Annotated in this window: 20 protein-coding genes; 14 read left to right on the top strand and 6 right to left on the bottom strand. The window is 58.6% G+C overall.

Annotated elements, in window-relative coordinates:
• Positions 1-23: 23 nt before the first annotated feature.
• The 5 genes from ACILSR_RS20700 (at position 24) to ACILSR_RS20680 (ending at position 3,266) form a co-directional block, all read left to right on the top strand.
• Entirely contained in the window at positions 24-1,013 is a 990-nt protein-coding gene (locus ACILSR_RS20700; RefSeq protein WP_395751695.1) for a glycosyltransferase, read from the top strand.
• A gap of 294 nt (positions 1,014-1,307) precedes the next feature.
• Complete coding sequence (locus ACILSR_RS20695; RefSeq protein ID WP_395751694.1) at positions 1,308-1,625, top strand: ArsR/SmtB family transcription factor; 318 nt, start codon at positions 1,308-1,310, stop codon at positions 1,623-1,625.
• Between the two features lie 4 nt (positions 1,626-1,629).
• Positions 1,630-2,112 (top strand): DUF6428 family protein, encoded by a 483-nt coding sequence (locus tag ACILSR_RS20690; protein ID WP_395751693.1) that lies wholly within the window; start codon positions 1,630-1,632, stop codon positions 2,110-2,112.
• A gap of 10 nt (positions 2,113-2,122) precedes the next feature.
• Positions 2,123-2,794, top strand: a complete 672-nt coding sequence (locus ACILSR_RS20685; RefSeq protein ID WP_395751692.1) for an MIP/aquaporin family protein — start codon at positions 2,123-2,125, stop codon at positions 2,792-2,794.
• Positions 2,795-2,828: 34 nt separating this feature from the next.
• A complete protein-coding gene (locus tag ACILSR_RS20680) occupies positions 2,829-3,266 on the top strand; it encodes an arsenate reductase ArsC (protein ID WP_395751691.1) in 438 nt (145 codons plus the stop codon).
• Here the strand turns inward: ACILSR_RS20680 and ACILSR_RS20675 are convergent, their stop codons facing one another.
• Positions 3,267-4,919, bottom strand: coding sequence for a sulfatase-like hydrolase/transferase (locus ACILSR_RS20675; RefSeq protein ID WP_395751690.1), 1,653 nt, complete (start codon positions 4,917-4,919; stop codon positions 3,267-3,269). It abuts the gene before it with no gap.
• Between the two features lie 134 nt (positions 4,920-5,053).
• Complete coding sequence (locus tag ACILSR_RS20670; protein WP_395751689.1) at positions 5,054-5,377, bottom strand: ArsR/SmtB family transcription factor; 324 nt, start codon at positions 5,375-5,377, stop codon at positions 5,054-5,056.
• A 105-nt stretch (positions 5,378-5,482) separates the two neighbouring features.
• Between ACILSR_RS20670 and ACILSR_RS20665 the strand changes: the two genes are divergently transcribed.
• The 3 genes from ACILSR_RS20665 to ACILSR_RS20655 all read left to right on the top strand — a co-directional run bounded on the left by ACILSR_RS20665 (position 5,483) and on the right by ACILSR_RS20655 (position 9,741).
• Complete coding sequence (locus tag ACILSR_RS20665; RefSeq protein ID WP_395751688.1) at positions 5,483-7,675, top strand: TonB-dependent receptor; 2,193 nt, start codon at positions 5,483-5,485, stop codon at positions 7,673-7,675.
• Positions 7,676-7,762: 87 nt separating this feature from the next.
• Positions 7,763-8,524, top strand: a complete 762-nt coding sequence (locus tag ACILSR_RS20660; RefSeq protein WP_395751687.1) for a phytanoyl-CoA dioxygenase family protein — start codon at positions 7,763-7,765, stop codon at positions 8,522-8,524.
• Entirely contained in the window at positions 8,521-9,741 is a 1,221-nt protein-coding gene (locus ACILSR_RS20655; protein ID WP_395751686.1) for a nitrate/nitrite transporter, read from the top strand. The genes ACILSR_RS20660 and ACILSR_RS20655 overlap by 4 nt, the downstream gene beginning before the upstream one ends.
• Positions 9,742-10,029: 288 nt before the next feature.
• Here the strand turns inward: ACILSR_RS20655 and ACILSR_RS20650 are convergent, their stop codons facing one another.
• The 3 genes from ACILSR_RS20650 to ACILSR_RS20640 form a co-directional block, all read right to left on the bottom strand.
• On the bottom strand, positions 10,030-10,425 hold the full coding sequence (locus ACILSR_RS20650) for an ACP phosphodiesterase (RefSeq protein ID WP_395751685.1): 396 nt from the start codon (positions 10,423-10,425) through the stop codon (positions 10,030-10,032).
• Positions 10,426-11,543: 1,118 nt separating this feature from the next.
• A complete protein-coding gene (locus ACILSR_RS20645; protein ID WP_395751684.1) occupies positions 11,544-12,047 on the bottom strand; it encodes a YfbM family protein in 504 nt (167 codons plus the stop codon).
• A gap of 106 nt (positions 12,048-12,153) precedes the next feature.
• The gene (locus tag ACILSR_RS20640) at positions 12,154-13,332 is read right to left on the bottom strand and encodes a Gfo/Idh/MocA family protein (protein WP_395751683.1); all 1,179 of its coding nucleotides are present in this window, start codon (positions 13,330-13,332) and stop codon (positions 12,154-12,156) included.
• A 433-nt stretch (positions 13,333-13,765) separates the two neighbouring features.
• On the opposite strand from ACILSR_RS20640, the gene ACILSR_RS20635 reads away from it, so the two are divergent.
• The 6 genes from ACILSR_RS20635 (at position 13,766) to ACILSR_RS20610 (ending at position 23,454) form a co-directional block, all read left to right on the top strand.
• Entirely contained in the window at positions 13,766-16,378 is a 2,613-nt protein-coding gene (locus ACILSR_RS20635) for a serine/threonine protein kinase (RefSeq protein WP_395751682.1), read from the top strand.
• Between the two features lie 811 nt (positions 16,379-17,189).
• Positions 17,190-18,527: a metallophosphoesterase family protein gene (locus ACILSR_RS20630; RefSeq protein ID WP_395751681.1), complete on the top strand. Its 1,338-nt coding sequence runs from the start codon at positions 17,190-17,192 to the stop codon at positions 18,525-18,527.
• Entirely contained in the window at positions 18,520-19,602 is a 1,083-nt protein-coding gene (locus tag ACILSR_RS20625) for a GTPase-associated system all-helical protein GASH (protein WP_395751680.1), read from the top strand. Before ACILSR_RS20630 ends, ACILSR_RS20625 begins: the two co-directional genes overlap by 8 nt.
• 192 nt (positions 19,603-19,794) lie before the next feature.
• A complete protein-coding gene (locus ACILSR_RS20620) occupies positions 19,795-20,604 on the top strand; it encodes a TRAFAC clade GTPase domain-containing protein (RefSeq protein WP_395751679.1) in 810 nt (269 codons plus the stop codon).
• Entirely contained in the window at positions 20,586-21,455 is an 870-nt protein-coding gene (locus tag ACILSR_RS20615) for a hypothetical protein (RefSeq protein ID WP_395751678.1), read from the top strand. Before ACILSR_RS20620 ends, ACILSR_RS20615 begins: the two co-directional genes overlap by 19 nt.
• A gap of 13 nt (positions 21,456-21,468) precedes the next feature.
• Positions 21,469-23,454, top strand: a complete 1,986-nt coding sequence (locus ACILSR_RS20610) for a hypothetical protein (protein WP_395751677.1) — start codon at positions 21,469-21,471, stop codon at positions 23,452-23,454.
• A gap of 24 nt (positions 23,455-23,478) precedes the next feature.
• Here ACILSR_RS20610 and ACILSR_RS20605 read toward each other — a convergent pair whose 3' ends face one another.
• The gene (locus ACILSR_RS20605) at positions 23,479-25,041 is read right to left on the bottom strand and encodes a glycerol-3-phosphate dehydrogenase/oxidase (protein ID WP_395751676.1); all 1,563 of its coding nucleotides are present in this window, start codon (positions 25,039-25,041) and stop codon (positions 23,479-23,481) included.
• Positions 25,042-25,396 lie beyond the last annotated feature (355 nt).

Raw genomic sequence — 25,396 nt, 5'->3', positions numbered from 1 at the left:
CTTACCGGCCGCCCCAACCCTGCATGCAACCAGACGTCTCCCTCATCATCCCCGTTTTCAACAACGAGTCGTATCTGGATGAATCTCTCTCCGCCGCGCGTGCTCAGGAAGGTCTGTCACTGGAAATCATCATCATCGACGACGGCTCCACCGATGCCTCGTTGAGCAAGATCAAGGCTCATGCCGAAAAGGATCCCCGCATCGTCGTAATCGCGCAGCCCAATCAAGGCGTCTCCGCCGCACGCAATGCCGGACTCGGCCGCGCCTCCGGCAAGTGGGTCGCTTTCCTCGATGGAGACGACTGGCTCGCTCCCGGCTCTCTCGCTGCGTGGCATCAGCAGGCAGAGCAGGGGACTCTCGACTGCCTCCTTTGCAACGGCTTCAGCTTCAAGACCGACCCCCAGGCCTTCCTCGATACCAAGCCTCTCGCCATTCTCCGCAAGCAGCCCTGGGACAGCACTCTCACCGGTGCCGAGTGGATGGTGCAGAGTGTCAAAACACGCGAATGGCCCCACTACGTCTGGCTGCAATTTTGCCGCCGCAGCGTCCTTGAGTCAGCCCAGCTTCGCTTCCGCCGGGACATGATCCACGAGGACATTCCCTGGACCATCCAGCTCGCCCTCGCCGTCAAACGCCTCGCCTTCTCCCAGCCTCCCCGCTACGGTTACCGTCGCAATCCCTCCTCACTTACTCAATCGCGCGATGCCGCCAAAGTCCACCATCGTATCGCCAGCTATCTCAAAGTCGGCGCACTGTTAAAAGAACTCGCCACTGGCCAGCCACCCCCCGTGCGCAAAGCCTTGCACAAACAGATCCTCCGCGAGATGGGCCACTTCCTCGGCCTCATGCGCAAAGGCAATGTCTCCCGTGCCGACCGCAGCCAGTTCGCCGCCCAGTTCCTCGCCGCAGGCCTTCCCGGCATGATGTTCAAAAGCTGCTCCAACTACCGCGAAGCCGCCGCCACCCTCAAAGCCTGGTACCTCTGCCACATCTGGAAGCGCCAGAAAGCCTGACGAAATCCACGGCGGCCGAAAAGAGGTCTCCCTCTCCCCGCCCCTGACTCACAAACGGCTACGAAGAAACTTCCCTCCGGGGAGAGGGCTGGGGTGAGGGGCCGCGCTTTATTGCCGCGCGATACTCTGACACTCCGCTGTCGCAAACACCACAGCCCACCTCTCCGGCGTCCCTTCCGTCCTTTGAGTCCTTTCTGTCCTTCAGAACTCCCGCCGCCTTCTTCCCCTACGCCCCCCATCAAAACCGCTTGCCTCCGACCAACTGCTTGGCTAAATGACCAAATAACCAAACAGATGCCCGCCAGCAAAGCCACCGTCACCAAACGCGCCGCCGTCATCAAGGCCCTCGCTCATCCCTCCCGTCTTCTCATCGCCGAGTCCCTCATGGAGGGCGAGATGTGTGTCTGCGATTTGAAGGACCTCGTCGGTGCGGACATGTCCACCGTCTCCAAGCATCTCACCCTCATGCGCGAGGCCGGCGTGCTCGTCTGCGAAAAGCGCGGCCTCAACATCTACTACCGCCTCGTTTGCGACTGCCTCGGCGACTTCCTCCGCTGCGTCGATCAGCTCTCTCGCCGATCACCCAAACCGAAAGCCAAAACCTGCTGCTAGTCTCATGAACATCACCGCATTCCTCGCCGCACTCCGTTCAAACCCGGACAAGCCCGTCTCACTCCTCCTGCCAGACGGCGGCTTCGTTCCCGCGCACTTCCACATCACCGAAGTCGGCCACGTCATGAAGCGCTTCATCGACTGCGGCGGCACGCGCCGCACCCTGGAAACCTGCCTCCTGCAAACCTGGGTGCATGAGGATGTGGACCATCGCCTTCTGGCCGGAAAACTCGCCGCCATCTTCGACAAATCGGGCGATGTGCTTCCGCATCACGACCTTCCCGTCGAAATCGAATACGAAGACTACGTCGTCGCACAGTTCCCCGTGGAAGGCTCCGAGATCCTTGACGGCGCTCTCACCTTCCGCCTCGGCCTGAAGCACACCGACTGCCTCGCCCGCGGCATCTGCCTTCCCGGGGAGTGTGCTCCCGCGCCAAAGGCGGCCCTGCCTGCGACCTGCTGCACTCCCGGCTCCAAATGCTGCTGATCTCCCACCCATGAAAAAGAAGCTCCTCGCCGAATGCCTCGGTACCTTCACCCTCGTCTTCGCGGGCACCGGCGCCATCGTCATCAATGCCGCCAGCCACGGCTCCATCACACACATGGGTGTCGCCCTCACCTTCGGCCTCGTCGTGCTCGCCATGGTCCACACCTTTGGCGATGTCAGCGGCGCGCATTTGAATCCCGCCGTCACCCTCGCCTTCGCCGCTGCCCGCCGCTTCTCCTGGCATGAAGTCCCCGGTTACCTCGCGGCGCAAATCGTCGGTGCATGCACCGCCAGCTTTTTGCTGCACACACTCTTTCCACAGGACGCCACGCTCGGCGCCACTTTGCCCGCTGGTTCAGACAGCCAGAGCTTCATCATGGAGCTGGTTCTCACCTCCATCCTCATGCTCACCATCCTGAGCGTCTCCACCGGCGCGAAGGAAAAGGGCATCACCGCAGCCATCACCATCGGTGGTGTCATCGCCCTTGAAGCCCTCTTTGCAGGCCCCGTCAGCGGTGCCTCCATGAACCCCGCCCGCTCCCTCGCACCAGCCCTCGTCTCCGGCCATCTCTCCCACCTCTGGCTCTACCTCATCGCCCCCACGCTCGGCGCCCTCCTCGCCGTCCCCCTCTGCCTCTGTGTCCGCGATTCCACCTGCTGCTCCCCGCCTCCGGCTTCATAAATCATAATTCATCATTCATCATTCATAATTCTCCGTGAAGCCTCTCGTCCTCATCCTCTGCACCGGAAACTCCTGCCGTTCCCACCTTGCCGAAGGTATCCTGCGCTCCGTGGCAGGAGACATCCTCGAAGTCGCCAGCGCCGGCTCGAAGCCCGCCGGTTACGTCCATCCGCTCGGCATCGCCGCCATGCAGGAAATCGGCATCGACATCTCCTCACATCACAGCAAGCACATGAACGAGTTTCTCGACCGCAAAGTCGAGACCGTCATCACCGTCTGCGGCAATGCCGATCAGGCCTGCCCTCTCTTCCCGGGCCAGCTCAACCGCCACCACTGGCCCTTCGACGATCCCGCCCACGCCACCGGCACCGACGCCGAAATCCTCGCCGTCTTCCGCCGCGTGCGCGATGAGATCAAAGCCGTCTTCACCGCCTATGCCGACGGCCGGCGCGACCAGATGAAGCAGCGCTGATCACTTCTTCCCGCCCTTGATAAACTCCTCACGGCTCAGCACTCCGTTGCCATCCGTGTCAAATTTCGGAAACCTCTTCGGCGCTTCCTCCGGATCCGGCTGCTTCAGCAAAAACTCTTCCTTCGTCAGCTGCCCGTCTTTGTTCTGGTCCCGCTGGTCAAACATCTTGCCGCGGTCCTGCACCGGCCTCGTCGGCGCCGCCTCCGGCTTGCTGGCGATCTGCGGCCGCGCCTCCGGATGTTTCGCCAGAAACTGCCGCAGCACTTTCACGATCGCAGGCTGCTCCATCGCGAGATTCTTCGTCTCTGCGGGATCCGCCTCATAGTCATACAGCTCCAGCACTGCTGTCTCTGGCGCAGCCCCCGGCTTCTTCCATTCCACCAGCCGATGCCGCTGCGTGCGGATCGCGCGCCCAATGAGTCCCTGGCCGCGAGGATAAACATGGATCACATGATCTCGCACGCTCGTTTCTGGCTTTTGCAGAACCTCCGCAAAGCTGCGCCCGTCCCCCTGCGGCGGCGCTGGCAGCTGCGCCAGTTCCGCCAGCGTTGGATAGATGTCACAGGACTCAATCAGCGCCTGCGTCCGCGCCGGCGAGATCCCGGGCCCCGCCACGATCACCGGGATGCGCGCCGCCTGCTCATAGTTCGTATGCTTGCACCACATCCCATGGTCCCCCAGGTGCCAGCCGTGGTCACCCCACAGCGCGATGATCGTGTTTTCGGCCAGACCGCTCGCATCCAGTGCATCCAGCACTTTGCCCACCTGCGCATCCATGTAGCTCGTGGCCGCATGGTAGCCGTGGATGAGATGCAGCGCCTGCTCCTTCGTCAGCGGCCCCGTTTCCGGAATGTCGCGATACTGCCTCAGCTCACCCCAGGTCGTCGGTGCAAATTCAGGCGCGCCTGCAGGCGCCGTTTGCAGCGCGGGCAGCTTGAAGGCGCTGGGATCATACAGATCCCAGTACTTCTTCGGCGCCACAAACGGCAGGTGCGGCTTTAAAAATCCCACCGCCAGAAAAAGCGGCTCGCCCGGCTTCTGCTTCGCCGCCGCGATCCGCTTCACCGCCTCATCAGCGATCATCCCATCCCCATATTGATTGTCCGCCACGTCGGCAGACTCCGCTGCCGCGCCCCGCGGCAGCTTCCACGCCTCCTTCTTGTTATCAAACAACGCCTGCTCCCGGGTGGATTCCGGCGGATTGTTCTCCTTCAGCGCATAGCTGATCGTCTTCGGTGTGAAATGCGGCACGCTCCAGGAAGCCTCGTCATTCACATTGCCATGCCCCACATGGAAAATCTTGCCCAGTCCTTCCGCGCGATAACCGTTCGCCTTGAAGTGCTGCGGCAGTGTCACCGACTCCGGAACCGATTTCCGAAAATTTGTGCTCAGCTCATAGATCCCCAGCGACTGCGGCCTCAGTCCCGTCAGCAGCGCATTGCGCGAGGGCGAGCACACCGCCTGGTTGCAAAACGCCTTTTCAAACATCACCCCGCGCTTCGCCAGCCGGTCAATGTTCGGCGACTTCACCACATTGTCCCCATAGCACCCCAGAAGCGGTTTCAAATCATCCACGCAGATGAGCACTACATTGGGCTTGGCGGCAAAAAGCGAAGAACCACAGAGAAGCAGGAAGGTAAAAGAGCGGAACATGGGAAATAGAGACCGAGTCAAAAGGTCAGGCAGTCAAGACGTCAAGACCACGATATTCTGTCTAAAAGAACCCCGCTTGACAATACTTGACCGAGTCTTGACGGCGCAGCCACCTTGATCCGGCTCCTTCTCTCTCACTCCGGCAGCTTGTCGAAATGAAACTGGCAGCACCCCAGGTCGAGGGTGTTGGAGTTGCGCACCAGCTTCTCGCTGAAGGCCGCTGCCAGCGCGTAGATGCGCTGCTGGCCCTGCTTCTCCACCTGCAGAAGCCCCGCCTCCTTCAGCACCCTCAGGTGCTTGGACACATTGTAGGGCGTCACCTGCAGCGTTTCACACAGCTCGGTCACTGGCTTTGCTCCGCCGATCAGCGCTCTTACCAGGCGCAGCCGTGTCGGCTCGCCCAGCGCGCGCATGGCGGTCAGGCAGTCGAAGGAGCGTGTCACGGTGCGTGATGGCATGCAAAAAGGTTTAGCAGATCAGCCTCTATCCGCAAGAACCCCTCTGGTCCCAATGGCGAAATAATAATTGCCAATTTGCGCAAGTAAGATAAAACACGCGCCGCCATGACTCTCCCGAATCATTCCCTTCGCCGTGCGCTGCCGCGCCTCCTTGCCGCCAGTGCTCTCATGTCCGCCTGCTCCGCCTTCGCTCAGCAGGCAGACGAGAAGAAGGACGATCCCTCCAGGCTCATCGATCTCAATGAGATCGTCATTTCCGCACCGAAGCTCTCGGACAAAACCCTGCTTGAGGCGCCCATCAGCGCCACCGCCGTCCCACGCAGGACCCTGCAGGACGCCGCCATATACACCGTGAAGGACGCCGCCATGTACGCGCCCAATACCGTCTTCACCGAGTTCAGCGCACGCGCCATCAGCACTCCGCGCTTCCGCGGCATCGGCGGCTCCCCCACCAATCCCGGCGTCACCACTTACATCGACGGCGTGCCCCAGTTCAACGCCTACTCCGCCAGCATCATGCTGATTGACGTTGACCAGGTCGACATGGTGCGCGGCCCCGTCGGCGCACTCTACGGCCGCAATACCGCCGGCGGTCTCATCAGCATCACCAGCCGCAAGCCGCTCATGAGAGGCTGGGAAGGCGAAGCCCAGACCATGATCGGCAATTACAATCTCCAGGACTACCGCGCACGCGTCAGCGGCGCCCTCATTGATGACGTCCTCGGCGTCAGCGCCATGTTTGGCTACAATCAACGCGACGGCTACACCAAGAACACGGTCAATGGCCAGCCCATCGACAACCGCGGCTCCTGGTTCGGCAAGACCCAGTTCCTCTGGACTCCGTCCAAGGAGCTGGAAGTCCGCCTCATCATCGCCGGTGAATCCGCTCGCGATGGCGACTACGCCCTCAATGATCTGGCTTCCCTCCGCGCCACCCCGCGCCAGTCCGCCCGTGATTTCGCCGGCGGCACCAAGCGCGATGTCCTCATGCCCACTCTCCAGGTCACCTGGCATGGCAGCAAGTTCGACCTCACCTCCACCACCGGCCTCGTCTGGTGGAAAGAAGAAGACACCACCGACCTCGACTACTCCACCTTCAACTTTGTACCCGGCAGCACCTTCCTCCTGCGCAACAACCGCCAGCAGCAGACCACCTGGAGCCAGGAGTTCCGCTTCTCCAGTCCCAAGGGCGCGCCCATCGTCATCAATGAGCAGGCCACCCTCGCCTGGCAGGCCGGTGCGTTCTTCTTCGATCAGACCTTCCAGCAGACCACCTTCCAGAATCAGGACAACGTCTTCTTCCCCGTCTTCATTCCGGCCAGCACCACCAACACTCGCGCCAATCTCCACGACCAGGGCATGGGCATCTACGCCCAGACCACCCTCACCGCCTGGAAGAAGCTCGACTTCACCACGGGTCTGCGCTGGGACCTTGAGCACAAGCAGGCGGACCTCTCCGCCAACCGCGGCCCGGTGGCACCGCCCTTCCTCCCTTCGCTGGACGCCTCCTCGCGCGGCTCCAGGTCGTTCAATCAGGTCACCCCTCAGTCCTCCATCGCCTATCGCTTCACTCCCGGTCTCATGGCCTACTTCGGCTTCGCCGGCGGCTACAAGGCGGGTGGTTTCAACACAGCCTCCGTCACCGGCCGCAACAGCTACGACCAGGAGCGCACCTGGAACTATGAATTCGGTGTCAAAGGCAAGGCCCTGCAGGACAAGCTCGGCTTCCAGCTCGCCCTCTTCTACACCGACTGGCGCAATCTCCAGCTCAATACTCCCAACGGCGCCTCCCTCGCCACCTTCGACATCATCAATGCTGGCAATGCCGCCTCCAAAGGCATCGAGCTCAACTTGAACTACCAGGCCACTTCAAGCTGGACCCTCTTTGGCAGCGCCGGTCTTCAGACCGCCCGCTTCCTCTCCGGCAGCATGGACAACGGTGCCAACATCGGTGGCAACAAAGTCCCCTACACACCGAACTACACCGCCGCCGTCGGTTCACAGTACAACTGGGAACTCCCCCGCGGCTGGACCGTCTATGCACGTGCCGATGTGCAGTTCCTCGGCGGCTTCGTCTATGACAGCACCAACGCCGCCGGTCAGAACGCCTACACCCTCGCCAATTTCCGCCTCGGCCTGCGCCGTCAGTCCTGGTACTCGGAGTTATTCATGAACAACGCCTTCAACACCCGCTACGTCCCCATCGCCATCCCGTTCCCCGGCCTCGCAGCCTCCGGCTACGTCGGCGAAAGCGGCGCCCCCATGACCTTCGGCGTCCGCGCCGGCATCAAGTTTTAGTCCACCCACCCACACAGCAGTTTCATCGGCGGTTGTTGGCTCTGAAACGCCATCAGCCGCCGTTGTGCGTTCCCTTTCTTCTTCCCCATGCCTCTCTCCCCAGATCAAATCGCCGCCTATCACCGCGATGGCTTCGTCACCGCCCCAGGCATCTTCGCCGCTGAAGCCGCCGAGCTCCAGACCGAAGCCGCGCGCCTCACCGGCCTCACTCACCTCATCGACGTCAACAACATCCGCTGCCGCTGGCAAAACCATGCCGAGACCGGCGAGTGCCGCTTCGACTGCTTCGACCCCGTCATCGACATCAGCCCCGTCTGCGAGCGCATCGCCCGCTCCCCTATCCTCAGCGAGATGGCCGCGCAGCTCTACGGCGAGCCCGCCTTCCTTTTCAAAGACAAGCTCATCTTCAAGCCCTCCGGCGCCAAAGGCTACGACATGCACCAGGACTACATCTCCTGGGACAGCTTTCCCGAGTCCTTCCTCACCGTCATCGTCGCCATCGATCCCTCAGACGCCAGCAGCGGCGCCACCGAAGTCTTCCCCGGCTACCATCAGCAAGGCTGCATGAGTCCGCGCGATGGCATGTATCACACGCTAAAAGACGACCAAGTGGACCGCAGCAAAGGCGTCGTCCTCGAACTCCAGCCCGGAGACGTCGCCTTCTTCAGCGGATTCACGCCCCACTGTTCCGCCCCCAACACATCCCCCCACTCCCGCCGCCTCCTCTACCTCAGCTTCAATGCCGCCCGTGACGGCGGAGATCTCCGCACCGCGCACTACCAGTTCTTCCACGAGTGGCTGCAGGAGCGCTATGCCGAGTACGGAAAAACCGAAACCTACTTCCGATGAGCGAGAACAACGCAAGCGCCGCATCCCGTTCCCCCGCCGTCTGGACCCAGGTCATCGCCGGGTCCTTCCTCATGCTCGCCACCTTGCCGGGCCGCACACAAGGTCTCGGACTCATCACCGAACCGCTGCTGAAGGAGTTGCAGCTCTCCAAAGCCAGCTACGCCCACATCAATCTCTGGGCCACCCTCCTCGGCTCTCTCGCCTGCCTCCCCGTCGGCTGGTGGCTCGACCGCCGCGGCCCCCGCCTCGCCACTGCCGTTCTGCTCGTCGGATTGTCAGCCGTCGTGTGGGCCATCAGCGCCTATCCCTCGCCGCCACCGCAGTCCGTCGTCATGCAGCTCTTTGGCCTCATCCTCCTCACTCGCGCATTCGGTCAGAGCGCCCTCTCCGTCGTCAGCATCGGCGTCGCTGGCGCAGCCTTCCGCCAGGGCCGCAGCGGTGCCGCCGCCACCTACACGATCCTGCTCTCCGTGCTCTTCATGGTGGCCTTCGGCATTATTGGCAAAATCATCGTCCTGTCCGGCTGGCGCGTTGCATGGGCAGACATCGCCATCGCCTTGCTCGTCCTCACCCCGCTCATCTTCATTTTGCCGAATCGGATACACAAAGACGAATCCCAGACCACATCCGAGTCCGGCTTCACCCTGGCAGAATCCCTCCGTCAGCCCGCCTTCTGGCTCTACAGCGCCGGCATCGCCCTCTTCGCCGGAGTGCAGGCAGGCATCGGCCTCTTCAATGAAGCCCTCCTCGCCGAGCGCGGATTCGATCGCGCTACTTATCATCAGTTCCTCGCCGGCACCGCCATCATCTCCCTCATCGGCCAGGGCCTCGGCGGCGGCACACGTTGGATGCCATTGCACAAATGGCTCGGCCTCGCCCTCATCGCGCAGGCCATCGGTCTCTCCTCCTTCTCCATCATTTCCGGTACCACCCAGCTTTGGGTCCTCGCCGCCATCATGGGCATCTCCGCCGGCATCATCACCGTCGCCTTCTTCGCCATCTGGCCCGAAGTCTTCGGCAAGCGCCACCTCGGCCGCATCATGGGCGTCGCCCAGACCCTCACCGTCCTCGCCTCCGCCCTCGGCCCCCTCCTCCTCGAACGCGGAGCCTCCCTCACCGGCACCTTCACCCACACCCTCCTCTACCTCGCCGCCCCCATCTCCTTCTTCTTGGGCCTCCTCACCCTCTGGCTCCGCCCCCAGTCTCCACCCCCCTGACCCCGCAGCCAACCAGCCCCATTTGGAACCGAAGCGCAGCTAGTGCTTTCCGCAGGCCTCTCCGCCTGTCTCCCTCTCCTCCGCATCCGGCAGCACTACGCCTCGCCCCCCTCTGAAATTCTCTGCGGTGTTGCAATCCGGTCATCACTTCCTCAAGCCCTTCGGTTCCTTGATGAGTGCCCCATGAGTGTCCGATGAATGGTCCAAAATCCGGCCCATCAAGCTTGCCGGCGCAACAACGGCCTCCTCATCAGGCCAGGATGGAAATCGTCCTGATCCCCATCCCCACTAAGCGATCAAACACTCCTTCCGCACCTCCGGAAAAAACGCCTCAAAGTCCTCCCTGAACCCCTCATACTCCTTCTCCAGCACCTCCACCGCCGCCGCCAGATCAAACGGCCTCCTCAGCCTCCTGCTCATCCTTCTCAGCGTCATCTCAATCCCCGTCACCGTCGCATAAGACCCCAGCCAGTCCGCCCGCCGCATGTGCTCCAGCACCTCCCACGCCTGCGCCGGCACACTCTCCCGCACCGCCTCCACCGACTCATAGAATCCGCTCACAAACTCCCCCAGCGGCGGCGCCTCCGCACAATGCCCGCACCATCCCGCCGCCAGAAAGTGATCATAAAACACATCCGTCAGCACCGCCCCATACCTTCGAAACGGCCGCTCAAACCTCCTCACACTCCTCCTCACCATTGGATGCGCATCCGTAAACGCATCAATCCTCCGATGCCTCTTTATCCCCCTCTGAAACCCCTCCCCCAACCCCACCAACTCCAAAGGCCCCACCCAGTCCGGCAACAAATTCCCCACCCGAAACTCCACCCCCGCCTCCGACAAGTAAAGATGCGCCAGCCAGTTCATGAAAACAAAGTGCCCTCATTCTCCCAAAAAATCGAGCACCTCTTCAATAGCCCCACGCTCACGAGAGCGCGACAGCGTTTTGGAGTGCGGTGGGAAGCGCAGCGCCACACCGCTTTTCGCAGGCCGGACGGTGGTCTGCATCCACAGACCGCCGCACCAGCACAGATAGACACTCTTGTCTGTCACTCAGCACTCCCCCATCCTCCCCAGCCCTTCATCTTCCACAATAAACATCAATGCGCTAAGGAATCGACGAAATGTCGATCTCACCTCGGCCAAGACGGCCTCCCGCATCCCGACCATCCCAATAAGCTAGCTTTCTGGGATCCGTAGGCCTCCCCCACACGCAAAAAACATCAGGCTCAAAATAGCCGTCGATCACCCCTTTCCGATACCTCCGCGCCACGCGGCGTTCAGGGTAGAGCTTGGAGATCTGCTTCAGCAACTCATGGCGGGAATAGGGAAAACGAACATCCCGATAGACCCTTTTCACTGCCATCCTGATAAGTGCCGCAGGCAGCGTGATGGGGAATGTAAGACAATCCCTCAAAATGTAAAGCCAGTAAGCCACCTCCTCGCGCACCCGCACAGACAAACGGCGTTTCCAGCAAGGCGCGCAGCGGCCATGATAAATCGATGCCGTCATAGCCATAATCGACGTGCCACACTTGCAACAGACTGTCTTCTCGGATCTCATTTTTTAATCTTGGATCTACGCACGCGCCCCAATCTTGCCCCCATCTCTATCCGAAACTCTGCCTCTGACAAATAAAGATGCGCCAGCCATTTGGAGTGCGGTCGCGCAGCGAGGCACGAGCGCAGCTACCGCTTTCGAACAGGTGAAGAGCACTCATAGTCCCGAGAACTCACGTCCGCCACAAGATGCTCTGCTTGACCGTGCTAAACTGCCAGCGAACAAGCGCTCGGCTTGGGGCTCATCCAATATAAACTAGAAGCGCCAGATCCTTCTCGGCAGCCTCCCTCACAAATGCGATGGTGTCTTCTAAGCCACCTTCAAAATAAGGCCACTCTTCCTCCACCTTTTCGTCACCTTTCCAGGGGCCTGGATAGATCTCGAATTTCTTCATTAGCGCCGGCTTCAGACGGTCTCGCACCGCCGCTGGCTTCAGGTTCGTCAAAAACTGTGAGATCTGCTTTACCTCCCGCGGCGTGAAAGATCTGGCTGGGCCATAGCCCACATCCACATCACCCACTGGTTCGCCACACGATAACAAAAACCCCGCCGGAAAACCTCCGTCCCAGGCAAAACCTGTGAACAGGAAATGCAGCACATGCCAAGTCTTGTCGATGTCGAGGTCATCGTCTTCAGCCACGCGTTCCTCTTCAAAGTCCGAATAAAGAAGCTCCTCAATTTTTTCCGGTTCGGCATGCAAGAGCACCCGGGTTTCCTCGGGTATGCGCACCAGATGTCCGATCATGCTCATAATTTCTCACAGATAAAATCTTCGATGCATCCCCCTCTCACCTTCACTCGACTCTTGACCACTACTTGAACTTTGACAGCTCAGCAGGAGCCATCTTGACCTACACCCTCACCCACTTCCCCGTCTCCGTACTCTCCAGCATCGCCTCGCACAGCTTGATCTCGTGGTGCCCGTCCTCCGCTGTCGCAAACAGCACCGGCGTCTGCTTCCCGCTCGCGATGTGCTCATACACGGCGCGGTACTGCATCTTGTGTGCATCGCTAAAACCCTCCGCATGCCCTGGCGGATAGTCCGTGTAGTTCGCCACATCCTCCAGAAACCCCGGCGTCCCGCGATGCATGATCTGGTTCGGCTCATCACGCCGTCCCACCAGCAGCTCATTCGGCTGATCCAGGCTCCACCTCACGCTCCCCTTCGTCCCATACACGCCAAAGCTCAGGCTGCACTTCCACCCCGCCGCCACCTGCGAGATGAACGCATTCGCATGCACCCCCTCCGCAAAGCCATGCTTCGCCTTGCCAAATTTTAAGAGCACACTGCCGAAATCCTCCGTGTCCACCTTGTAGTCCACCATCTTCTTCGGGTCCACCTTCGCAAACGTCTTCACCTCGCCCTTCGGCCGCTTCCGCGTCTTGTGAAACGTCTCCACATGCGCAAACACACTCTGCGTCTTCGCGCCCAGCACAAAGCTCACCGCGTCGATCCAGTGCGTCCCCACATCCCCCACCGCGCGCAGCTTCCCGCCCTCGCTCGCCAGCACGCGCCAGTTGTAGTCCGTCTCATACATCAGCCAGTCCTGAAAAAAGTGCCCCTGCACATGCATGATCTTCCCCAGGTCACCCCGCGCCACCATCGCCCGCATCTGCAAAATCGCCGGGAAAAACCGGCACATGTAGTTCACCGCAAACACCGGCCCCTTCTTCCCGCCCTTCTTCACCGCATCCACCACCAGCTGCGTGTCCTTCGCCGTCATTCCCAGCGGCTTCTCGCAGATCACATGCTTCCCCATCTCCAGCGCCTGCAAGCACTGCTCCACATGCACCTTGTTGGGCGAGGTGATGTGCACCACATCGATGTTCGGGCTCGCATACATCGCCTCATGATCATAGTCCCCGTAGATCTCCGGAATCCCCCACAGATTCCCCACCTCCCTCGCACTCTTCGTCGACCCACAGATCCCGTTCACCGTCACCCCCAGCCGCTTCAGCGCCTCGATATGAACAGGTCCGATAAATCCGGTGCCGATAACACCCGCGCGAAGTTGATGAAGAGGAGTCATGAGAAACCTCAGTGAAGCGCGTGCATCCCGCCGGTCAATCCATCAAACACCCCGCCCCACCTTTTGCCAAAGCCCCCCATAGCCAAAACCAGCCCCCATCGCCATCCCCCCCTCCTCAAAAATCTTTTACCCCCCATCTTTTACCAGCCCCTCTCCCACCCCCTCCTCACCCCAGTACGCAGTTCGGGGCTCGCTTCGCGGCTTCGCAGTAGCCCGCTCCGGTCATCCGCCGGCACCTCATCGCCCACCGCTTCCTATCCCCATCCCTCATCTCTGCGGTCTTCTAATCTCTCGCGTTGTAACATCTCCCCTCCCGCACCCACTCCACCCGCTAAGCCATTTCTTTACTCGCCTCCTTTTCACCTCATTCACGCTCAAGCCCTGTTGTTTTTCCAGCAAACCGCCCGTTCTTAAGGATAATAGGCCGTCGCCCATGCCCCCTCCTTCCTCGTCATTCTCCGATTCAGCCGCCGCGGCCCTGTTTGAGGACGGCATGGAGCCCGATCCCTCTCCCCTGGAATCCGGCGATGAAAAGCCCGGCGACCTCCTCGGCCCCTACCGCCTCATCGAAAAGCTCGGTGAAGGCGGCTTCGGCCTCGTCTGGCGCGCCGAGCAGTCTCACCCCGTCAAACGCGAAGTCGCTTTAAAGCTCCTCAAGCGCGGCATGGACTCCCGCCAGGTCCTCGCCCGGTTCGAGCAGGAGCACCGCATGCTCGCCGCCATGGAGCACCCCTGCATCGCCACCATTCTCGATGCCGGCATGTCCCCAGACGGCCGCCCCTTCTTCGTCATGGAGCTCCTCCGCGGCCGCCCCATCACCGCCTACTGCGAAGAGCACCACCTCCCCCTCCGCGACCGCATCGCCCTCTTCCGCGAAGTCTGCAGCGGCGTCCAGCACGCCCACCAGAAAGGCGTCATCCACCGCGACCTCAAGCCCACCAACATCCTTGTCACCGAAGTGGACGGCCGCCCCGTCCCCAAGATCATCGACTTCGGCATCGCCAAGGCCCTCTCCACCGGCGGCATCGAGGCCATGACCTTCGCCACCCAGGCCCACTTCATCCTCGGCACCCCCCAGTACATGTCCCCGGAGCAAATCGAGGACGTCGGCAGTGTCGATACCCGCAGCGATATCTACGCCCTCGGCACCGTCCTCTACGAGCTACTCACCGGCAGCCCCCCCTTCGCCGAGATCACCCGCCACGGCCAGACCCGCCAGCAATTCTGGCGCCTCATCCGCGACAAAGACCCGCCCCGTCCCTCCACCAATTTCGAGACCCGTACCCTCGAAGCCCCCGCCTCCCCCCTCCCGGAGCGGCGCATGGACGTCTCCAGGCTCCCCGCCGATCTCGACTGGATCACCCTCCGCGCCCTCGAAAAAGAGCCCCAGCGCCGATATCAAAGCGCCGCCGAATTCGCCGCCGATCTGCAGTGCTTCCTCCAGGGCGCCCCCGTCTCCGCCCATCCTCCCAGCACCGCCTACATCGCCTCTCGCTGGATCCGCCGCCACCGCGTCGCCTTCGCCGCCGCGTGCATCAGCGTCCTCGCCCTCCTCACCGGCGCCGGCGTTGCCATCTGGCAGGCAAAGCTCGCCATGGAGGCCCAGGCCCGCGCCGAGGCCCAATCCCTCCGCAGCCAGGAGAGCGCCGCCTTCCTCACCAGCCTCCTCTCCGAGATCGCCCTCGAAGTCCGCCTCGGCCGCAACCCCGAAGCCCTCCGCCTCGCCCTCATTTCCAGCCAGAAACGCATCGAGGACATGCGCCAGGACCCCGATCTCCAGATCGAGCTCATGGGCCAGGTCGCCCGCCTCTACGATGCCATGAGCGACCGCCGGCTCTCCCTCGAGGCCCTCCGCCGCACCGCCGAGCTCGCCGCCGCACGCCTCGGCCCCCAGCACCCCACCGCCCGCGAAGCCGCCTTCCAGCACATCATGATGGCCGTGGACCACGGCTCCCGCATTGAGGCCGTCGATCTCCTCACCAGCCTCCGCAGCCATATCGAGCAGCACGAAGGCCGTGGCAGCCCGGAATGGTTCCGCGCCCAGAGCTGGATCGTCCGCGTCTGGATGAAGCTCCGCCGGGGCAAAGACGCCGCCCAGGCCGCCGCCGAAGCCGTCGCCGAGGCCCGCCAGCGCCACCTCACCGGCATGCCCCTCCATACCATCCTCATGGACAACGCCGCCGCGCTGGAATCCGCCCGCGACTTCACCACCTCCGAAAAGCAGATCCAGGAGTGCGTCACCCTCGCCAAAAACGGCGGCTACTACGAAGACCGCCGCTGGGAGTTTGAGAACCGCCTCGTCGAGCTCCAGCTCCACGCCGGAGACTTCGCCCGCGCCGCGGAAATGCAGGCCGCCATCGCCCAGCGCCTCACCCAGACCCAGCCCGAAGCCCCCAATCTCCCCCACCAGTACGTCTTCCTTGCCGAGATCGAAAACCGCGCCCGCCTCCACCAGCAGGCCGTCGCCCATGCAGACAAAGCCCTCGCCCTCATCCAGGCCCGCACCGCCACCCTCGCCACGGACGAAGCCCGCGCCCACACCCTCCGGGAGGACGCCATCATCGCCCTTGAGATCAAATCCGCCGCCCAGCGCGCCCTGCGGCAGCCAGACGCCGCCATCGCCACAGCCCAGGAAGGCCTCCGCGTCGCCCGCCAGGGTGGCAATGAGATCCTCCTCACCCGCGCCCTTGCCGCCCTCGCCGCCTCCCAGGAGTCCGCCGGCAATCTCGAAGAAGCCTGGCAGCTCCACCACCAGATCTACCAGGACCACGCCGACCACAACGCCAGCTACAAAAACCGCATCGACGACCTCCGCGAGCTCGCCCGCCTCCGCCTCCGCCAGAAGCGCTATGAAGACGCCCTCGCCCACACCCAGGACGCCTGGCACCAGACCCTCGCCGAACCCTCCTCCAAGCTGGAGCCCGACTACCTCCAATACATCGCCGAATTCGCCCTCAAGACCTGGAAAACCATCAAAGCCGCCTCCCCCACCACCCCCCGCCCCGAAGAAGCCGACGCCTGGGCCAAAGCCGCGTTAGCCAAGTAGCCCCGTTGCGCCGCAACTGGGTCGGCCCCCCCGCCCAGCGCCCCCGAGGTAGGGAGGCTTGTCCCCAAGCCTCCGCCCGCCGGAAGCCCCCAATCCCCATCCGCCGGAAAGTCTGTGACCGGAGCTGGCCCCCGCGACCGCGCCAGCGTGCCCCATGGCCCGAGCCCGCCACCGATCCGTTTGACGGTTTGAGGCGGATTTGGGGGTGGGAAGGGGGACGACCGGGAGGATGTCCGGGTCAAGAATTGTCATGCCGGTTGCACCCCTTTTTCCCGCGCCAAAATAGCCGAGTTGTGTGTCGGATTCGGCAATCCTGCAAGCTGGTTGCGGTTTGGTGGAGTGGCTGATTTTTGAGCCGCTGAGATGAGGCTGGTGAGATGCTGATGGCGGCGGTGCGGAATCCGGGAGTTTCAAGCCGGAGGCCGGGCGAGGCTGAGAGGCTGATGAAGGGATTCGGCGGGGTGGAGAAACCACGGAATGCACGGGATGAGGGGAGTTATAAAGACACCCGATACCCGCCCGTGCCGAAAGCGCAACGCAGTGAATGGGGAACGGACGGACGGGACCAAAGGATTAATGAGGCGGCGATTTTGAATGACGAGGAACTCCAGGAATATGAGGAGGATGAGAGTGGCCCGCATGTGTTGGGCGGCGTGTGTGCGTCTGTCCTCCTATGTAGATATACTATATTACCTGGATTTTCACCCAGACTATGCGCCGCCTCACTTGAATTTTGCACCAAGGCATAAGATATGAATTCACTACGCAAATTATTCTTGTTACTTAAGCGTAAAGAGCTAGCCTTCGCAGAATGTTAACATTTATCCACCTATCCGATATTCATTTTGCGAAAGGAGACGATGAAAGTCAGTTCGACCTGAACCAGCAGATTAGATCGGCCTTGCTTGACGATTTGGCGCTCAATCCAACAGGAAGCGCGAAGTATGACGCTGTGCTGATATGCGGTGATATTGCGTTCAGCGGAGCCAAAACTGAATACGATAAAGCCAAGCTATTCTTGAATGAGGTCTTCAGTCGAACCAGCTTGTCCATGAAAGAAACTTACGTCGTGCCAGGAAACCACGACGTCGACCGCAACCATGTAAAACCGACCTTTCCGTTATGGGCTTCGCACGCAGAAATCAGGCGCAATCCCGACCGAGTTCATTGGCATAAAATTGTCGAAACACAACTCACCAAGGATCCCGCGCAACTTCTCCTTACCCCCCTTCGCACCTATAATGATTTCGCTCAGGGTTGTGGCTGTCAAACTAAAGCCGACGCACTTGCATGGCAAAACGACTTCCCCAAGCAGTTGGAGTTCAACCATACTGTTCGTTTGCACGGGTTAAATTCAGCATTGATCTCTGACGAGGCAGATACGCCAGGCAATCTGCTTGTCTCTGAGTTCCAGACATCGCATCTCCGATCAATTCCAGGTATCGTGAACGTGGTGATGTGTCACCATCCAACTGATTGGCTAATGGACAAGTCTCAGGTGCGTCTTGCTCTTCGAAACTTTGCTCCGGTAGCACTTTTCGGCCATGAACACAATGTCCGAATTAATAAGGATGAAAAACAAATCCAACTATTCGCAGGAGCGGTTCAACCTCCTCGTAACGAGCCCGATTGGTGCCCAGTTTATCACATCCTTCAAATTGCCATTGAAGGATCGCTGGAACAACCGGTTTTGAAGGTCCGAGTCCTAACTCGGGAGTATTCCAATTTCAAGTTTCGTGCCTGGCGTGATGAGAATAACAATGAGTTCACCGAGCACCGTGTGGTCCTGCCTCCGGTAACCAAACCGCGTTGTGATATTCAATCACCGACCTCGCTAAAACAGCAGCCTGTGGTAGGTTCAGCCTTCATCATGCCAGACAATGAATTAACGATCGGGAAAGCAGATGCCATGAGAGAACTGGTTGTGAATTTCTTTCAACTCAGCACGCCGCTACGCTATCAAGCAGCGTTCAACGCGGGCTTGTTACGGGATGGCGACGATGCTCTGGATCCTCAGGTTATGTGGGCCGAAGTATTTCAGCGTGCGACAAATGAAAACAGCTGTAGCATTTTTTGGGAAAAAGTAGCAGAACACTCGCCCACAATTAAGGATAAACAAAACCCATTCACCCATAGCGACAATGCATAAACACACAATTGATTGGTTCAGGCAAATCAATATCACTGCTGACCAAGCACTTGCTCAGAGAAGATGGTCTGCGGCTGAAGCCGTTGCGAAAAAAGTCAGCCGTCCTAGTATTGTCGGGTTATTGAAATTATTCCTATTTCCAAATTCAGACACCGCCTTCGCAACATCTTTCACCGATGAACTTGTCGCATTAGATCCCGAATTCCCAGTTAGCCAAAATCATCAAGAATTAAGGCTGATGGCTGGTTTGGTAATGGTCACTACATTCTCGAAATCATCGAGTATAGCTGATGCCTTCGGGTTGGGATTGTGCGCTGCGAATTTTCCCACGGGCCGTGTCAGTCCCGCTCAAGCGGGAATGGTCGCTGAAGCACTGTCATATCTTCAGAATGAGTCCGCCCGCTTAAGACCAAACGCATTTGCAAGCAGCGTTGAAACAGCAACGAAAAAAATTGCACAAAAGGAAGCGCTTCTTGTTGAGGTTGAAGCTACCGAGGACCCAGTCAAACTTAAAGCTGTAACCTCTGCTTACAGGAAAACAATATCTGAGGCAATTACCTTCGCTCATGGCGAGCTTGACAAACGAGTTCAACAACTTGCCGAAGAAACCGGTCTTCTTTGGTGGGTTTTATCTGAATACAGTGAGAGCCTAAATCTTCCTGTATGTGAAATTGCGCCGGAAGCTTACGCGCTTGTCGCGGCGGCAGAAGCAGCGACGCGGACTTTTCTAATGCCTCCTCCTCCATCTATTAAACCTTTGCTTTCACGTGTATTGAAGCTTTGTAAAAGGGAAAAAAAGAATGCCACGCTCGCAGACTACCTCGGAGAAACAGACTCGGCGTGGCGTGCTAACCAAGTTAAAACAACATCGATAGCAGACTGCCGTGACATTGTTCCCATATTTACTGCACTAGAAAAAACCGAAGAAATAAACGAAGTTTCAACGGTGCTAAAATTGCTTCCAAAGCTTTGTGTTGGTTTTAATGGCGACATTCAGCTTACAGCATCAGCAGCTGCGAAGCAATATTACAACGAAATTGTGTTTATCCGCGCACTTGAACAAGCATTCTCTTAAGATTGTCATATGCTCAAATGTAAGATAGTAAACTGCCCCTTTGAAAAGGATGGAAGGTGCCTCGAGAACCGTGGCGAAGAGTGTCCAAACTTGTTAAAGGATACACAGGCACCGCCGCCTTCGTTGGCGGCTGAATCACTCAAACCTGAGGCCAATTCTTCTACTGTCATATATGAACAATTACCCAAAGTCTTGCCTTTAGAGGTCAACGAAGCTCGTCAGTTTACAAGACGTGGTCGGTCGATAGTTGTTACTTTAGTTGGAATGAGAGAATGTGGTAAGACATCGTTGCTCGCGCGCTTGCATCAGCTATTCCAGTCGGGACCTATTGAAGAATTCGTATTTGCTGGGAGTAGATCACTTCCGTATCTGGAAGAACTAAATTGGTTAGCTACAGTTGAGAGCGGAGCGAACAAAGTAACGATGACTCGAAGCTCTACACAGTTTGACAATTGCTTTATTCATCTCGCTGTTCGTTCAGACAAAACCACCGAACTTACGGATTTGCTTATAAATGACGTTACAGGCGAAACTTTTGAGGCTGCAATAGCAGACCAAGGAACATGTGAAAAGCTGATTGCCCTCGCTCGAGCTGACCATCTTGTAGTATTGCTGGATGGATCGTCTCTGGCGAACCGTGGAACAAGACACCATCACTTCGGACAAGTCCGAGATTTTGTGCAGCGTGTTATACAAAGCGGGCAATGTGGTAAAAAAACGTCACTACATTTCGTGATATCGAAGATGGATGAATTAAAATCTCAGGAAGCGATTGCGGATAAAATTGAAGCGGATTTAACCACAAATTTTAAATCAAGCATGGCTGAACTTAGGCATTGGCGGATAGCTGCCCGTCCGATGGATGGAAGCACTCCAACGGTGAAGTTGCTCAACGAGCTGTTTGCTTCTTGGCTGCGAGTCACGCATCGATATGACCTAGTAGAGCCCGGCCCGCTATCAACCGGCTTGTTCACCCGGGATTTTTGCAAATTAAGTATTTAAATTTATTTATGAGTATTGAGGTGCAGCGAGTGCTAGTTATTGGATTGCCGGAAACCGGCAAATCCAGTTTCATTCATGCTTTAGACGAGGTATTGAAGAACCCGGCTAGCGAAGCCGACCTTCGCTCATATGGTCTCGCACGTGACCGCAGCTACCTTCAGAAGGAAAAAGCACAGTTTTTGGCGGGCGAAGTTCTCGGCCGCACTTTTCTCCCCGAAGACGACACGAACGTTGAGATGTGGTTTGAAGATCCCTTAACTGGGCGGAAGGGGGAACTTCATTTACCGGACAAAAAGGGAGAAGTCTTTCGTGATCAGTGGATCAATCGACAATGGGAACAAGAATATCGGAATAGCCTATCCGAAATTTCGGGGGCATTGCTCTTCGTCCGTGCGGATCTTAAATCGAGAAATGATGAGCGAATTGGAATATTAGCAACCGATGTTGGGGCAACGAATACTCCTGCAAAAGCATGGGATATGAAAGAAGCAAGCGCACAGGTGCAAGTGGTAGATATACTTCAATTTATCTCAGAACATAGCAGGGTGCGTAAACCGCTACGAATCGCTGTGATGATATCAGCATGGGACACTGTGGGCCGCTCAGGAGACCTCCGGCCTAAAGAGCCGCTACAATTCCTTCGCACTGAGTGGGCCTTGCTTTTTCAGTATTTAAGTGCGAATCCCGAAAGTTTCACGATGAAGGCATATGGAGTAAGTGCCTACGGTGGGCCGCCGGGTGCACTTGGAGACCTTCTTGACGATGCCCCGCATGAGCGCGCCTCGCTCACAGAGGAAAAGACAAAAAACAATAAACTCACTATCCCATTGCGTTGGTTGTTGGGATGGTAATTATTTAATTTGCGTGAAATTCACAATCAATCAGGCTCTTTTCGGCTACGATGGCGGGCATCAATTGCTTACGTCCTCAATTAAGCTCCCAATTGAGGCAAGACAGTTCCTTGCTAAGGCAACCGATATCTCTGGTTCCGCTCCGGCCGCTGGGTTTGAGAGTAGTTATACTGGTGTGCCGCTGACGGGGACCAATCTTTATGCGTTTTTTTGCACCTGGCTTGCTCCTGAAATGCCTCGGCCTGGATGTGTTTGGAGTCATGTGTTGCTCATTGAGCTAACAGATCTTGCTGAGATTGGTGATCTTGGCGGCTTGCGTGACCTTTTCTTGAGGCCTGCAAATCCGCCAATGCTGGAAGAGTTCACACGGCCATTGCTGTTTAATTCTCGTCCGGAGAAGTCCTTACTATTGCCAGATGAAGATGATAAACTGGCGGCGGCTATATTATGGGGGCTCTATTCCCAGGACAAAGAGACGCTAGTCGTCTCGTCCGTTCAGTCTACGCAATTCGAGGAATTGTTGATTGCTATCTGGTCGCAGCAGTGGCCGAGGCTTCGACGCAACTTTCTTTTCTCGACGGGATCATTTGCAGACCGCGGTCGTGGAGGGCGATTTTATGACATACAAATTGCCCCAAAATCAAGCCTGCGCGCGTGGTCGCGGAACGAGGTAATTTTGTTGGACGAATACGGTCTTAAAGATCCCAACCTATTGGCAAATTTACAAGACCCGTGGATTCAAGCCGCACTAGACGACTTGCGTCGACCTGATGCAAAAGGTTTTCGATCTTTTCTAAGAAAATTCGGTGCGGACGTTGGTGAGCCTCGAATTGCTTATGGTAAGTTATCCAAATTGCAGTTTTGTATTTCAGGGGGAGATGGAACTGCTTGGGGGGAAATACTCCAACAAATCGCTTCCTATTTTCCATCTCCAGATGAGGCGGGATTTTTGAAGCAGGCATGTCTCTCAAATAAGATAGTATATAGTGACATACAGCAACAACGAGAACTTGAGTGCATCACCTTCTTGTGTCTGCAAGATGTTAATCAAGCATTCGTGCGAGTTAGCTTTAATTTCGTGGAAGCTGTTGCAGGATTGTGGCCTGACAAACGCGAAGCCATTATTGAGATTCTCTCCAAACCTCCCCTGACTGAGGGCCGATGGACTGAACTACTATCGGCTGTTACTGGGCAAATTTTAGCGGCTGAATTTCCTTGGCTGTGGAACAACCGCCCTGAGCTTTTAGCTCCTCTTATTAAAAATAAACCAAAACTAGCAGCTGCTCATTACGTCTGGCAACTTCCAGAGCGCGCTCAATGGAACGCTTTGGAAGCATTAGAGAGCGTCACGATTGATAATCAGACATGGTCCGGCATTGTTCGTTCCATGTTAGAGGCTGGAACTACCGTTGCAGTTCGAGAAGTTGTTGAACTAGCTGGACACTCAGCGTTCGAGGGATTTGCAGATTGGTTGAAGTTAACATCTCCGGCTGTTTTTCCACTGCCGGTGTGGCGTGATGCGCTTCGACCAGTGGCAGAGAAACGGCTGAGGGAAGGGGGGCTGTCACCGTTGGATTTGGCATTATGCATGGCGGTTGCGCCAAGCGCTGTAATCAAACGCATGAATGGTTTGAGTTCTGAATTACTGACTTTAGCCTCGGTGCCTTTGGATGTTTTACCGGCTGCGATCAGGCTTTCCACAGCCTTCTTGCTTGTAACTATCGGGCTTCAATCAGAGGAAGAAGTTGGTGAAAGACTACTATCCTCTTCATTTTTTCATGCACATTCGGCCTTGGAAGGAGAAGAGGAGCCGCCAGAGGCGTGGAGGATTTTGCAGCCGTATTTGCCAAAACTTTGGCCGTGGCAAGAATGGGATAGATGTAAAAAAATGCGTCGTGCGTTCAAAATATGGATTGAAAATCATCCCCGATCACTTGCATTCCTTATTGAGAGAGCCAAGACCCGCGAAGAGCGGCAATGGCTTGAAAAGCGTCGATAGGTCCAACCGGAGCACTTTCTGAGCTTACCCCTCCAGAATGTAGCCGATGGCGAGTTTTTGGAAGTGGTCGATTTCGTGGGTGGTTTTGGCGGGGTCCCAGTGGAGTTCGGAGGCCATGAGGGCGCCGACTCTTGGGGCGGCGGACATGCTCGACTGCGCATCCAGCAGCAGACTGCGGCTTCTGCGCGCAAGAACGTCCTCGACCGTCCGCGCCATCTCGTGGCGGGTGTGGAAGATCACCTCGGCACAGGTGAGGTCGAGGCGGGGGTGGACTTTGCCGGCCCATTCGGGTTCGTGGGCGGCGAGGGTGCGGATCTCGGCGGCATCGCTGCCATACACGGCGAGGGGATCGTGGGGGTCCAGCACGGTGGAAGAACCATGAATCATGAGGCTTTGAGTGGCACAGTGTTGCATGCCGAAGCCGCCGACCATCTCGGCGTGGTCCACCACATCCTCCGCCATGCGGCGGTAGGTGGTCCACTTGCCGCCGGTGATGGTGATGAGGCCGGATTCCGCCACGAGGATCGTGTGGTCGCGGGAGAGGGCGGCGGTGCTCTCGGCATTCTTCATGGCCACCAGCGGCCGCAGGCCGGCATAGACACTGAGCACATCGCTCGGCTTGGGGTCCCGCGTGAGGTATCGCGCCGCGTGCGTCATGAGGAAGGCGATTTCATCTGGCAAAGCGCGCGGTTCCAGGGCGGCATGATGCACCGGGGTGTCGGTGGTGCCGATGATGACGCGGCCATGCCACGGGACGGCGAAGAGGACGCGGCCGTCGTCGGTCTTGGGGATCATGATGGCGGAATCGCCCGGCAGAAACTCCCGGGGCAGCACCAGGTGCACCCCCTGGCTGGGCGCCACCATCGTCTCCGCCTTCGCATCGTCCATCTGCCGCACCGCATCCACAAACACTCCCGTGGCGTTGATGACCGCATGCGCGCGGATCTCAAACTGCCTGCCGCTTTCCACACACTCCGCCTTCACGCCGATGATGTGGCCCTTCTCCTTCATGAGCCCGCAGGCCCGGGTGTGGTTCAGCACGATCGCCCCATGGTTCACCGCCGTGCGCGCGAGGTGGATGGCCAGCCGCGCGTCATCAAACTGCCCGTCGTGATACACCACGCCCCCTGACAGCCCCTCCGTCTCCAGCGTTGGCAGCAGCTCAACGATCTCATCGCGAGAGAGATAGCGGGAAGGCTCCAGCCCGAGCTGCCCCGCCAGGGTGTCGTACACCTTCATGCCGATGCCATAAAACGGCCCCTCCCACCAGTGATAGCTGGGGATGACAAACGGCAGGCTGTGCACCAGGTGCGGCGCATTCTTCACCAGCAGCCCCCGCTCCCGCAGCGCCTCCAGCACCAACGACACATTCCCCTGCTTCAGATACCGCACCCCCCCGTGAACCAGCTTCGTGCTGCGGCTGGAAGTCCCCTTCGCAAAGTCGCACTGCTCGATGAGGACGACGGAGTGGCCGCGTGAGGCGGCATCGACCGCAGCACCGAGGCCGGTGGCCCCGCCGCCGATGATCGCGATATCGAAGGGGCCGGTGTGGGCGGAGAGCTTGGAGAAGAGATGCTCGCGATTCATGGGGGGAGTGTAAGGGGGCGAGGGGGGAGTTGGCGAGATGTTTGCGGTGGTTGGCGGTGGTTGGCGGTGGTTGGCGGTGGTTGGCGGTGGTTGGCGGTGGTTGGCGGTGGTTGGCGGTGGTTGGCGGTGGTTTGCGGGGTGGCGGACTGGGCAAAACTCGAGGCATTACGGAGGGAACCACAGAGGCACGATGGAACACAGAGTTTCCAATCCGATTCTATTTCCGATCTCTGTGTGCCATCGTGGTTCGCTTCGCGGCTTCGCAGCTGTGGTTGTTTCAGGGAGGCTTTGATCCAACGCGAATGAAGAGGAATGACCGCGAATTAGCACGAATTAGCACGAATGACGTAGCCAA

Source organism: Prosthecobacter sp. (genome assembly GCF_044222565.1).
GTDB lineage: Bacteria > Verrucomicrobiota > Verrucomicrobiia > Verrucomicrobiales > Verrucomicrobiaceae > Prosthecobacter.
Note: the sequence above shows the minus strand (reverse complement) of the source record. Positions and strands in the feature narration are given on the sequence as shown.